This window comes from Frankia sp. AgKG'84/4 (assembly GCF_023242965.2).
Taxonomy (GTDB): domain Bacteria; phylum Actinomycetota; class Actinomycetes; order Frankiales; family Frankiaceae; genus Frankia.
Map to the genome: position 1 here is coordinate 1 of NZ_JALKFU020000100.1, position 12,759 is coordinate 12,759.

General features: G+C 69.4%; 7 protein-coding genes and 1 pseudogene. 5 read left to right on the forward strand and 3 right to left on the reverse strand.

Going from position 1 to position 12,759, the window contains the following annotated elements; all coding sequences use genetic code 11:
- Positions 1 to 36 precede the first annotated feature (36 nt).
- Entirely contained in the window at positions 37 to 522 is a 486-nt protein-coding gene (locus MXD58_RS09255; RefSeq protein ID WP_248839533.1) for a hypothetical protein, read from the reverse strand.
- Between the two features lie 165 nt (positions 523 to 687).
- Here MXD58_RS09255 and MXD58_RS09260 point away from each other — a divergent pair, with 165 nt between their 5' ends.
- On the forward strand, positions 688 to 2,424 hold the full coding sequence (locus MXD58_RS09260; RefSeq protein ID WP_248839534.1) for an N-acyl-D-amino-acid deacylase family protein: 1,737 nt from the start codon (positions 688 to 690) through the stop codon (positions 2,422 to 2,424).
- A 37-nt stretch (positions 2,425 to 2,461) separates the two neighbouring features.
- On the opposite strand, the gene MXD58_RS09265 is transcribed toward MXD58_RS09260, so the two are convergent.
- Together MXD58_RS09265 and MXD58_RS09270 are read right to left on the reverse strand one after the other, a co-directional pair.
- Positions 2,462 to 2,998, reverse strand: coding sequence for a TlpA family protein disulfide reductase (locus MXD58_RS09265; protein WP_248839535.1), 537 nt, complete (start codon positions 2,996 to 2,998; stop codon positions 2,462 to 2,464).
- A 147-nt stretch (positions 2,999 to 3,145) separates the two neighbouring features.
- Positions 3,146 to 4,078: pseudogene (locus MXD58_RS09270) on the reverse strand (IS21/IS408/IS1162 family transposase); the annotation flags it as partial.
- 1,271 nt (positions 4,079 to 5,349) lie between these two features.
- Between MXD58_RS09270 and MXD58_RS30660 the strand changes: the two are divergent.
- From MXD58_RS30660 to MXD58_RS09290, 4 genes are all read left to right on the forward strand, one after another.
- Positions 5,350 to 6,687, forward strand: coding sequence for a helix-turn-helix transcriptional regulator (locus MXD58_RS30660; RefSeq protein WP_248839536.1), 1,338 nt, complete (start codon positions 5,350 to 5,352; stop codon positions 6,685 to 6,687).
- Between the two features lie 76 nt (positions 6,688 to 6,763).
- Positions 6,764 to 7,474 (forward strand): FMN-dependent NADH-azoreductase, encoded by a 711-nt coding sequence (locus MXD58_RS09280; protein WP_248839537.1) that lies wholly within the window; start codon positions 6,764 to 6,766, stop codon positions 7,472 to 7,474.
- A gap of 33 nt (positions 7,475 to 7,507) precedes the next feature.
- The gene (locus MXD58_RS09285; protein WP_248839538.1) at positions 7,508 to 8,701 is read left to right on the forward strand and encodes a cytochrome P450; all 1,194 of its coding nucleotides are present in this window, start codon (positions 7,508 to 7,510) and stop codon (positions 8,699 to 8,701) included.
- 68 nt (positions 8,702 to 8,769) lie between these two features.
- Positions 8,770 to 12,759 (forward strand): AMP-binding protein (locus tag MXD58_RS09290; RefSeq protein ID WP_250609199.1); only part of this gene is annotated, 3,990 nt, incomplete at its 3' end.

A 12,759-nucleotide genomic window follows, 5' to 3' on the forward strand; every position in this document is an offset into this window, starting at 1 on the left:
CCGCCGCGCCGCCGCGCCACCCTGCGCCCGTCCCGGTCAGCCGCCCGGGCAGTTCGAATATCCACCGCTGTACGCCCGGCAGTGCACCGGGGCAGGTGCGGGACGCGGCGCGGGGTCCGGCCGGTAGCCGCGGCTCAGGCACAGGAGGAACGCCGCGGCCAGAACGCCGAGGACGCAGGCGGCGAGCCAACGCCACGTGGCGCCGCGGTCGCCGACGGCCATCGCCAGGAGCAGACCCAGCAGGGGGACGCCGAGGGCGATCGCCGCGCCGAGGTGCAGGTACCGGCCGCTGCCCAGCAGCTCCTCCTGACTCGGCTGCTCCCCGAAGAAGCCGGCACTGGTGATCACCGCCTGCCACAGCGTCCACGGCGGGCCGGCGATCCAGACCACCGCGAGCAGCACGCGCAGGGCGGCGGCCATCTCGATGCGGCGCGGCCGCGGCGCGCCGCGCTCGCTGACGGCGTCTTGCTCGCTGACGGCGTCTTGCTCGCTGACGGCGTCATGCTCACTCGCGGACGTCATGCTCACTCACGGAATCAACAGTGGCGGCCGAAGGCCGATAGCGCCTGAGCGCGGCCACTCAGCGCGCCTGAGCGCGAGTACTTAGGCCGATGCGGAGGCCATTCGGTTGCGTGACACCGCTCACCCTTCCCATAGTGTGAATGCTCGTTCATGGGAGGTGGGCAGGTGGCTACACACTTTGACCTGGTGATCCGTCGTGGGCTGATCGCCGACGGCAGCGGTGGGCCGCTCGTCGAGGGCGACGTCGCGGTCACCGGCGGCCAGATCGCCGCCGTCGGCCGCGTCGAGGGCACCGGCCGTGAGGAGATCGACGCGGACGGCCGGCTGGTGACGCCGGGCTTCGTCGACATCCACACCCACTACGACGGCCAGGTCACCTGGGAGCAGCGCCTCGCGCCGTCGTCCAACCATGGCGTCACCACCGCCGTGATGGGCAACTGCGGCGTCGGCTTTGCGCCCTGCGCGCCGGAGCACCGCGAGCTGCTGATCAAGGTGCTGGAAGGTGTCGAGGACATCCCCGAGATCGTCATGGCCGAGGGTCTGCCGTGGACCTGGGAGTCCTATCCCGACTACCTGGCGACGCTGGCGCAGCGCCGGGCGGACCTGGACTTCGCCTCGCAGCTACCCCACGCCGCCGTCCGCGTGCACGTCATGGGTCAGCGCGGCGCCGACCGGGAGGCTCCCACCGCCGCCGACCTCGACGCGATGACCGCGATCGTCGCCGAGGCGGTGCGCGCCGGCGCGCTCGGGGTCACCACCTCGCGCAGCATCGGCCACCGCACCCCCGACGGCGAACTCGCCCCGACGGTCGGCGCCGACGAGGCCGAACTGCACGCGCTCGCCCGCGGCCTACGCCGCGCCGGCGCCGGGGTGCTGCAGCTCATCGGCAGCCAGGGCGCGCACGACCCGATCGAGGAGGTGGCGCTGTTCCGGCGGCTGACGGCGACCTCCGGCGGGCCGCTGTCGTTCAGCCTGATGACCTCCGCGCACTTCCCCGACCACGCCCGGCTCTACCTCGACGCCCTCGACGCGGCGAACCGCGACGGCGAACCGCCGATCCGCGGCCAGGTGTTCCCCCGTCCCGTCGGGGTGATCCTCGGCCTTGACCTGTCGTTCCACCCGTTCGTGTTCACCCCGGGCTACCAGCAGATCGCGCACCTGCCGCTGGCGCAGCGCGTCGAGGCGCTGCGCGACCCGGACCGGCGCGCGCGGATTCTCGCCGAACCCTCCGAGCATCCCAACCCGATCTTCCGGTACTTCGCCAGTCAGGACGCCGAGCTCTACGTCCTCGCCGAGGACCCCGACTACGAGCCGACCGCGGACGCGAAGGTCGGCGCGCTCGCCGCCGCCCGGGGCGTCAGCCCACGGGAACTCATCTACGACCTGATGGTCGACAGCGGCGGCCTCGCCGTGTTCCTGCTGGCCGCCAACAACTACCAGGGCGGCGACCTGGAACCGGTGCGCGAGCTCCTGCAGCACCCCCATACCATCGTCGGCCTCGGCGACGGCGGCGCCCATTACGGCACGATCAGCGACGGCAGCTACCCGACGACGCTGCTCACCCACTGGACCCGCGACCGCACCCGCGGCCCGAAGATCACGTTGGCGGCGGCCGTCCGGATGCTCACCCGTCCGGGCGCCGAGGCGGTGGGCCTGCTCGATCGCGGCCTGCTGCGCCCCGGCCTGCGCGCCGACCTCAACATCATCGACGTCGACCGGCTGCGCCTGCACCGCCCCGCCGCGGTCTGGGACCTCCCCGCCGGCGGACGCCGCCTCGTGCAGAAGACCGAGGGCTACGCCCTCACCATGGTCAACGGCACCATCACCTACCGCGAGGACGAGCCCACGGGGGCTCTGCCCGGCCGGCTGGTTCGCAATCCGGCCACCCGCGGGCGACGCTGATCGACGAGGCCGACAGGTCCGAGCGGGAACGTTGCACCTACTTCTCGGTGGCCAGGCTGTCGAGGACAGCACCGAGCGAATCACTGGTCACGCCGCCGGCGAAGCGGGCCGCGATATCGCCGTCGGCATCGACCACGAACGTCACTGGCAGGGCCGGAATGGAAGGCCAGCGTGCCGTGAGGGTGCCGAGCCGGTCAACGATACTGGGATAGGGGACGGCGAAGCTGCGGACGAAGGCCTGCGCCGCGGAGGCCGACTCCTTTTCGTCGACTCCGAGAAAGGCGACCGTCGGATTGTCCTGGGCGGCCTTGACCAGTACCGGCGTCTCGGCTCGGCACGGGGGGCACCAGGATGCCCAAAAATTGACCACGGTGACGCGGCCGCGCAGTGACGCAAGGTCCGCGTGCTTGCCGGCCAGGGTCGTTCCGGCAAGTGCCGGTACCGGTTTACGGTGACCCTGGGGAGACAGGTTCTGCCCCGTGCCGGACTGCCCCGAGTCGGCAGTGGTGCCGGCCGAGGCGTCGGCGGTCTCGGATCCAACCGAGCATCCACTCAGTCCCAACAAGACCAGCATGGCCAGTGACACCACCCGCCAGCTGACCCTTCGTCTCCTCCGCGGAGTTCCACGAATCTCTCTCATTCACCTACCTCATCGACTGTCTACGACTTTCCACGACTGTCTGTAGAAGATCTCGCCATCGTAGCGGTCGGGATGGCGCGGCGAGTCGACTCGCACGTAGTGGTCCCGGCCGAGCCGGACCCGGGTGGAAAGCCCGATCGGCGGATCGACCGGCGGCAGTTCCAGCATCGACCGCAGATCGGCCTCCAGTAGGTCGACCGGACGGCTTCCGATCGACCGAACGATACGGGTGTTCGCCAGGGTAAGCTATTCAGGGAGCTGGCTGTTGAAATCTGCCGGGGAGATGAACCGCTGCCCAGGTAGAAACGACGTTTCGAAATAACCATTGGCCCGCTCAACGATACCCCTATATTCCGGGTCCCGAGGCGGTGCAAGCCTGATCTGGGTCGCCGGTGTTCCCGCGAACGCCGCCGCCGGCGCCGATACCCGCCCCGTCCCCTCGATCGCCGATTCCCGATCCCAGACCAGCGTCTTCGTGACCCGCCCCACCCCGTCGATCAGTAGCCACGTACCCGAGAGAATGTCAACGGCCTGGCGTGAGGGAATCATCCTCGCGGTCAGGAACCGGGAGAACGCCAACGTCATCACCAGTACCGGCAACACCCGTTCCTGCCCCGCGCCCACCGGAATCACAGGCGCCGGGAACCACAGATCACAATGCGTGAACTGCCCCGGCTCATAGACCACGCGATCCACGGGGTCGATCCCCACATACTCCGGCCTGATCACCGTCAGCCGCTTCTTCAACGGCGACAGCGAATACGGCCAGCCGATCCGCTGCGCGATCACCGGCGCCGGCATCCGTGGCCACTGGGCCAGCAACGCCCGGACCTGCGGCTCGAACGGATCGACCACCGACCCCCGCAGCGCCCGCTCGTACTTCGGCGGCCGATCCGGCGCCAACGCCGCCCGCACCGTGTTCCGCGCCACCCCCAACCGCCGCGCGATCACCTTGATCGGTACACCCTCAACCCGAGGCAACCGGCGGATTTCCGCCCAGTCCTCCACCTTCAGCGCCCCTCCTACACCAGCAGGGGTCAGCCTTCGCGGCCCCCTGAGGGTCAGTTTTCAGGAGGCGGTGACAGGTGGTCGGCCGCGACGGCCGTGGTTCCATCGTTCGGCGCTGCCCACGTGTGGAATGGCCGCGCCGAACCCGGCCGCCTCGGCACCGGTGCGGCTGTCAGGGGATCGGTCGGGCCATCGCGGCCGCCGGTCGCCGGCCGTCGTCCCGCCGGATGCCAGTGGCGTCGACGTGCGATCGATCCAACGGATCCACAGGGCTCAGGTGGGCTGTGGTCCTGTCTGCCGGGCTAGGCTGTGGCGGGGCTCGGATATGGACGGGACGCCAGCCGCTGTGGCGTAAGGCGCACTCTCCCCAATCGAGTGGAAAACCGACCGTCTTAGATGGCGCCCCGCGCTGATCCGTCATCCTGCGCCTGACTAGGAATAACGGGTGTGGATGGTTGGATCCGGCCACCGTCCGTAGGTCCCAAGGCCATCGGTGTCGCTTTCCGGGACTTTTCTGGTACTGTCTTGGACGTACGGGGACCCTTGCGAGTCGGATCGGACAGGGGGTCGCGGAGTGGCTCGTTGCGGAAGACCGCCTCCTGGCCGCGTATGTGCGCCATGACCAGGTTGTATACCCTACTCAAGCTGCGCATGGACGCTGAGTCTGGGGATCCTCGAGGGAGGGCGGACCGTCGACCTCCAGAAGCCACTGGCGTGACCGCTCGCGGGTTGGCGTCCAGGTTGGTGGAATAGTGTAAAGTGACCAGTTTCGTCTGCCTGGGCGGCGAGTCGGTCAGGAACTTCAGAAGGTTCGCTTAGCGCATCGAAGAATGACGCATCGACGGTCGGGTAATGGCCGTCAAGGTGTCAGCGGGCCGGTCTGCCGGTAAGAGGTCGCTGACAGTGCGCCCGACAGAAGGGCAGCCCGATGGCCGATGTTGACATTGGTCTGCCAACGATGGAACCTGGTTTGGGAATGGTGAAGAAAGCGGTGGGACCGGGCTGTCGCCGGCGGCATGGTCGCTGGCCCTGTTCGGGAGGGAGCCCTCGGGGTCCGATGTGACGACCTGCCTGCCTCCGAGCAGTGCGGCCGTCCGTAGCCTGGTCCGCCGCGAGCTGGACGTGGTCCGCCAGCCATTCGACTGGACGAGGAGTCGTGCCTGGTGTTGTCAGACGGCCTGCTCGCGTCGAGCGCCTCGGCGGCGAGGGCAGGCTCAGGCCACTGGGCTGGTCGTGCTTCAGACCCCTTGTCGTGCGACTGCGAAGAGGTGATGAAAGTGATCCGGGACTCGGTTGCCGGGCTCGGGCTCGCCATGAGCGACGCGTCCGGGGTTCGCCGGCCGTTGGAGGGCTGCGAGAACCTGACCTGTGCGGTGGACCAGCTGGTCACGGTTTCTGCCTGGACCTGGCGTGGTGGCGATCTGGGCAGGGGGTTGGCTCTCGCCGGGCGCGCCGCCACGGACGCGCGCTCGGCCTGTGTCGGTCGGGACTGCCGATCCATGGCCGGAGTCTGGTATGCGTTTCTGCTGACCTACGCCCGCGATCTGCGGGCTGCGAACCAAGTGCTGGATGACGTTCTCGCTGATGGCCCTCGCGAACTCGGGGAGAAGGTTCGGGCGTCCGCCGGCATGTGCCGGGCAGAGATCCAGTTCGCTCTCGACCGGATGGACGACGCCGCCGACGAGGCCGAGGCCGCCATCGCCGCGCTCGACGGCATCGATCTGGACGTGATGCGGCCGATCGGCCACATGATTTTGGCTCGCCGGGCGCTACGCCGGGCAGACATCGACACCGCGCTCCTGCACACCGACCAGCTGATGAGCGGTGTACTGCTGAGCCACGCGCGGCACATGCCGGGTCAGAGCGCTTGGGTGAGCGCTGAGGTCCGCGAGGTCCGGGAGGCGCCGGAGAGTGTCGCGCCGATCGTGCGTGGGCTCGTGACCGACGAACAGCTGGCGGGAGAGCTGCTGGCGGCCCAGCCCGAGGCCGCGGCCTGGCTGGTCCGGGCGGCCCGCAGGCTCGGTGATGAGGACCTGGCCGAGCTCGCTGTCGAGCGGGTCCGGACGCTGTCGGTCCGCAATCCCTCCTTTGGGGCGCTGCGTGCCGCCGCGATGCACGCGAGCGCGTTGTTCAGGGGCGACGACCGAGCCCTCGTGGCGGTGGCCGAGATGCACATCGGCCGCCGGAACCAGGCCTCGGCCCTGGAGGATGCCGCAAGCGTGCTGCGTGCGCGCCGGACTGAATCGGGCGGCTCGGCCGACCTGCTCAGACAGGCCGCGGACCATTACCTCGCTGTCGGAGCCTCCAGGGATGGCTCGCGGGTGGCACGCAAGCTGCGCGACGTCGGAATCCGGGGCGGCCGGATACCCCGAGTGGGCGCCACCGTGTCCGGAGCCGGCGTCGGGCAGTTGACCGACACGGAGTTCGCGGTCGCCGAACTCGTCAGTCAGGGGCTGACGAACACCAGGGTCGGACAGGAGATGTTCATCTCGACCCACACCGTCGCGGCGCATCTGAAGAAGATCTTCCGCAAGCTCGGCCTGTCCTCCCGGGTCGAGCTGGCGAGCCGGTGGGAACGGATCAAGAAGCGGGAGGTAGCCGCCGGATCCGGCTGAGCGGCATACCAGACTGAGGGATGCCGCGCAGGTCGCCCCCGAGGTTAGCCTTTCCATCGACCGGGAAGCCCGTTCGATGTCCACCTTCGAGTGCGGGTATGCCATCGATCCGAGAGGCGAGGGGTTGGCTGTGCCTTCCTTGCTGCACATAGACGCCAGCATCCGACAGGGCGAGTCCACGTCGCGCAAGCTGTCCGCCTACTTCGCGGACCAGTGGCGGCAGAACCACGCTGGTGCCGGCTATGTCTATCGGGACCTCGGGGTCGAGCCGATTCCGCACATCACCCACGGCATCCGTGAGTGGCTGTTCGACCCGGAGACCGACGTCGAGGGCAACGCCGAGAAGCATGGCGTCAGCCCGGAGGACAGGGCGCTCACCCAGGCCCTCACGGCCGAGGTGCGTGAGGCCACGACGCTCCTCATCGCGATCCCGATGTACAATTACACGGTTCCGTCGTCGTTCAAGGCGTGGATCGACCGCATCGTGACGCCCGCGCACATGATAGCCCCGGGCACCGAAGTCGGCCTCCTGCGCGCCAAGTCGGTGGTCGTGGTGACGGCCCGCGGTGGCTCGTACGCCCCCGGCACCCCGCGCGAAGGCTGGGACTTCCAGGAGCCCTATGTGAGGGCCGTGCTCAGTGCCATCGGCCTGGCCGACGACCTGCACTTCGCCCACTCCGAGCTGACGTTCGCTCAGATTGTGCCCCAGATGGCAGCGCTGAAGCCGATCGCCGAGAAGTCGCTCTCCACTGCCTACGAGAGTCTCGGGAAACTGGCGGTGCAGTAAACGGAGTGCCATCGATCTACGTCGAGGAAGGCAATGACCGAAGCCGTTTCGTTCGAAGTTCCCTGGGACCGCACCCATCGTTTCGACCCGGCCGCCATCTTCGATGAACTTCGCCCCTCGCGTGCACTGACACGGATGATCTACCCGGATGGCCATGTCGGGTGGCTCGCCTCCAGCTACGAGCTTGCCCGGAGGGTACTCGGCGATTCCCGGTTCAGCCACAGCCTGGAGACCGGCCATTTTCCGGTGAAGAAGTTCGGGCAACCGGTGCCTCCGGTACCGGTTCAGCCGGGCATGTTCATCCACGTCGACCCGCCAGAGCACACGCACTACCGGCGGATGCTGACCGGCGAGTTCACGGCTCGCCGGCTCGCTCAGCTGGCACCGCGGCTACAGCGGATCGCCGCCGCGCAGATAGCCGAGATGAGGGCCGGCGGCCGGCCAGCCGATCTGTCTGCGGCGTTCAGCCGGCCGTTTGTTCTACGCATGCTTTCGGAGCTTCTCGGCTTTCCCTATGACGAGCGGGAGTACTTCGCTCACGCACCCGCCGTCATGCACGACCCGGATTGCACCTTCCCGGAGATGGAAGCTGCCTTCGGGGCGCTCATGCCCTGGCTGATGCAACTGGTCGTCCGTAAAAGACAGAATCCCGGGGACGATATCCTCAGCAGGCTGGCCGGTGGCGGACAGCTGAACGACGAAGAGATCTACAACATGATGGTCATGTTGCTCTTCGCTGGCTATGAGACCACCGAGAGTGCGCTCACCGTCGGCGTCTTCGCGCTGTTGAGTCACCCGGACCAGCTCGCCGAGTTGCGTGCCGACCCGGGAAAGCTGGACAACGCGGTGGAGGAGCTGCTGCGTTACCTGTCGGTGAACCAGTACGAGATCTTCCGGACTGCGTCTGAGGATATCGAGCTATGCGGGCATCTTGTCGCGAAAGGTGAGACGATCACGGTGTCGCTTCCGGCCGCTGACCGCGACCCGGACAAGTTCCCTGACCCAAACCGACTTGCCATCGACCGGGATACCGCCGGCCATGTGGCCTTTGGCCACGGGGTGCACCAGTGTATTGGGCAGAACCTTGCTCGAATTCAGCTACGTGTCGGCCTGAAGGCATTGCTCGAAGAATTTCCGGAACTACGGCTCGCCATACCTGCTGAAGACGTCCCGCTGCGCCTGAAAGGCTCGGTGTTCGGTGTAGGAAAACTACCAGTCCGCTGGTAGTTGGCCGCCCGCAGCGGGTGGCAGCCCCCTAACGGCTCTCAGGTCCCCTGACGGAGTTAGTGGCTATCGTGCGTGACGATCTGATCAGACCGCTCCCCGATATTCTCCGAGAGCACGCCGCGCGGTTCACCGACCATATTGCCTTCTCCGACTCTCAGTGCTCGGTGACCTATGCCGACCTGTACATCCGGACCGGCCGACTCGCCGGCCACCTCGTCGAATTCGGCCTGCGGCGAGGCGAACCCGTGCTTCTCTGCCTGGGTAACCGGGTGGCGATGATCGAGGGCTATCTCGCAGTCCTGCGCGCAGCGGGTATCGGCGTGCCGGTGAACCCGCAGTCCAGCCGGGCCGAGCTGGGCTACCTGCTGGCTGACAGCGGCGCGGCCTTCGTGGTCACCGACGAGGCACACGCCGGGGAGTTTTTGGAGCTCGGCCCGGTCGGAATGACGGTGCTTGTCGTCGGCGCGGATCGGGACCCCGAACGGCCCGAGGTGGCCCGCGCGCTGCCCGAGTTGAGTGACGTCGAGCGGCTCGCGGGCACCGACCCGGGCCGACCGGCCCGAGACGACTTGGGGCTGGACGAACCAGCTTTCATGTTCTACACGTCCGGAACAACCGGGCGGCCCAAGGGTGTGCTGTCCACCCAGCGCAACTGCCTGTGGTCCGTGGCAGCCAGCTACGTTCCGGTTCCCGGCCTCCGGCCCGAGGACCGCGTGCTCTGGCCCCTGCCGCTGTTCCACAGCCTCTCGCACATCGCCTGCGTGCTGGCGGTGACGGCGGTCGGTGCGAGCGCCCACCTCATGGACGGAAGCTCGGCGCAGGAGGTGCTCGTGGAGCTGCGCGCCCGGCGCGCGACGTTCGTGGCGGGTGTCCCCGCCACCTATCATCACCTCGTCCGGCTCGCCCGGGAGGGTGGCCCGACCCTGCCAGACCTGAGGATCGGCCTGGTCGGTGGTGCCGTGACGGGTTCGCGGCTGCGGCGCGACTTCGAGGAGCTCTACGGCGTCCCGCTCATCGACGCCTACGGCAGCACGGAGACCTGCGGGGCCATCACGATGAACCCTCCGGACGGCGCGCGGGTGGAGGGGTCCTGCGGCCTGCCGGCACCTGGCGTCGACGTCCGGGTGGTCGACCCCGACACCGGGCAGGACCGTCCGCCCAGGCAGGAGGGCGAGGTCTGGGTCCGCGGGCCGAATGTCATGGTGGGTTACCACAACAGCCCGGAGGCGACAGCGGCCGCGTTCAGCGCGGGCTGGTTCCGCACCGGCGACCTCGCCCGCCGAGACGACGCGGGATACCTCACGATCTGCGGGCGGATCAAGGATCTGGTCATCCGGGGCGGCGAGAACATCCACCCGGAGGAGATCGAGTCGGTCCTGCGGGCCGTGCCCGGGATCGCCGACGCCGCGGTCTCGGCCCTGCCGCACGAGGTGCTCGGCGAGGTGCCGGTGGCCTACGTCGTAACGGGTCCCGGCGGTCTCGATCCGTGGTCCGCGATCGAACGCTGCCGGGCAAACCTCGCGGCGTACAAACTACCCGAGCAGATCCGCGAAGTGGCAGCGGTGCCGCGGACGCCGTCGGGCAAGATCCTCCGCCGGCTGCTGGCTGACCTTCCCTCCTGGACGCGGTATGCCGCGACCGGCCGCCACGAGGGCATCGCCGAGCTCGGCTGGCGGCGCGCGGACGAGCCGGACGGCGCCTACCTGGCCTGGGTGCCGGTGGACGGCGAGCCCCGGCCCCAGGCCTGGCCGGGACCGGCCGACACGGTTGTCCTCACTGGCGCCGATGTCGAGCGCGGAGCCGCCCTGCTGCGCCGCCTGGTCACCGGCTACGGGGTGCGCCGGGTGCTACTCGCCGGACTTCCCGCCGGTGTCGTGCCGCCCGATGACCCTGGGCTGGGCGATGCCGAGATCGTCCAGCTTGCCGATCTCCACTCGGCCGACAGCGTCAACCTCGCCGGACCGGGCGGTTCGGTCACGGTGATCCACGCCGCGGCGGACGACGCGCTTGGCCATGCCCTGGACGACATCTTCCCGGACGCGACGGCGTTCCTCGTGGTGACCGATTCCGCGCCGGTGCTGGGCACCGCGACGAACGCTCCGGAACCGGTCACCGAGCACTGGCCACGTGCGCTCGTCGACCGGCGTTTGCGGGCCGGGCGAGCGGCCACGCTGCTGGCCTGGCCGACCTCCGACGACACCCCGCAGGCTTTCCTGTTCGCCGTCGATCTGGCCCTCGGTAGCGGTCGGGCCGGGTTGGTCGGGCTGCGGCTGCCGCCCGGAGTACCAGTGCCAACCCTCCTGCGTGAGCTTGAGCCGGCCGAACCCGCGGTCCCCGCGCCGGACGCCGCAGTCACCGCCGCCCTGCGCGCCCGCCTGGCCGCGATGAGCCCGCGGGCACAGCTGGACACGCTGCTGGAGCTGATCCGCGACCACGCCCGCGACGTGCTTCGCCGCCGCGGTGCGGAGAACGACCTGCGCGCCGACCGTGCCTTCCGCGACCTGGGTCTGTCATCGGTCGCGGTGGTCGAGCTGCGCGGTCGGCTCGCGGCTTCGACCGGTCTCGTACTGCCGGCCACGATCATCTTCGACCATCCGAGGGTGGCGTCGCTAGCCCGCCATCTGCGCGCGGAGATCCTTGGTTCGGACATCGGCCACGGCCCGGATCCAGCGATCGACGTCGGCGTCAGGCCGCATGCGGACGACGAGCGCATCGCGATCGTCGGCATGGCCTGCCGGTTACCCGGCGGCGTAAAGAATCCGGCCGATCTATGGCGACTGATCAGCGAGGAAGGTGACGGCACCACCGGTTTCCCCGAGGACCGCGGCTGGGACCTGGACGCACTCTTCGCCGCCGCTCCCGGTCGGGCCGGTACCTCACACGTCGACCGTGGCGGATTCCTCGCCGAGGCTGGCGCCTTCGACGCCGCGTTCTTCGGCATCTCGCCCCGCGAGGCGCTGGCCATGGACCCGCAGCAGCGCAAGCTGCTCGAGGTCTCCTGGGAGGCATTCGAGGACGCCGGGATGGATCCGGCCCCGCTGGCCGGGTGCGACGTCGGCGTGTTCGTCGGTGCCATGGGACACAGCTCGGGCTTCGGGTCGCCGGTGCCGCCCGAGCTCGAAGGTTTCGTCACCACCGGTACCGCCTCAAGCGTGGCCTCAGGCCGGATCTCGTACGTGTTCGGGTTCGAAGGACCCGCGGTCACGGTGGACACCGCCTGTTCGTCGTCCCTGGTGGCGATGCATCTGGCCGCCGCCGCACTACGCCGGGGCGAGTGCTCCCTGGCACTTGCCGGTGGGGCCACCGTGCTGTCGACGCCGGAGCCCTTCGTGGAGTTCTCGCGGCAGGGCGCACTGTCCGCCGACGGCCGCTGCCGGTCGTACGCCGAATCGGCCGACGGAACGGGCTGGTCCGAGGGCGTCGGTGCGCTGGTGCTGGAGCGACTCTCGGACGCGCGGCGCAACGGGCACCGGGTACTGGCCGTCGTGGTGGGGTCGGCGGTGAATCAGGACGGCGCCTCGAACGGCCTGACGGCGCCGAGCGGCCGCGCCCAGCAGCGGGTGATTCGGCGGGCGCTGACCGGCGCCGGGCTTCGACCGGCGGACATCGACGTGGTCGAGGGTCACGGCACCGGGACGAAGCTGGGTGATCCGATCGAGGCCCAGGCACTGCTCGCGACCTATGGCGAGGGCCGGCCGGCCGGCCGGCCGCTGTGGCTGGGGTCGCTGAAGTCGAACATCGGCCACGCCCAGGCCGCCGCCGGCATCGCGGGTGTGATCAAGATGGTGCAGGCCATGCGGCACGGCGTCCTTCCCGCCACCCTGCACGTCGACGAGCCAAGCCGTCAGGTCGACTGGTCGGCTGGTGCGGTCCGGCTTCTGACCGAGTCCCGGCCGTGGCCGCGTGACGGGCGGCCACGGCGGGCGGGCGTGTCGTCATTCGGCGTCAGCGGCACGAACGCCCACCTGCTCCTCGAGGAGGCGCCGGCCGACCTCGTGGGGCCCGCGCCCCTCGCCCCGGGGCCCGCACCCGGCGCGGTGGCGTTGGTGGAGTCGGCC

Excerpts from the sequence above, each read along its gene's own strand:
- MXD58_RS09255 (WP_248839533.1), bottom strand. The coding sequence starts at position 522 with ATGACGTCCGCGAGTGAGCATGACGCCGTCAGCGAGCAAGACGCCGTC.
- MXD58_RS09265 (WP_248839535.1), bottom strand. The coding sequence starts at position 2,998 with ATGCTGGTCTTGTTGGGACTGAGTGGATGCTCGGTTGGATCCGAGACC.
- MXD58_RS09280 (WP_248839537.1), top strand. The coding sequence starts at position 6,764 with ATGTCCACCTTCGAGTGCGGGTATGCCATCGATCCGAGAGGCGAGGGG.
- MXD58_RS09285 (WP_248839538.1), top strand. The coding sequence starts at position 7,508 with ATGACCGAAGCCGTTTCGTTCGAAGTTCCCTGGGACCGCACCCATCGT.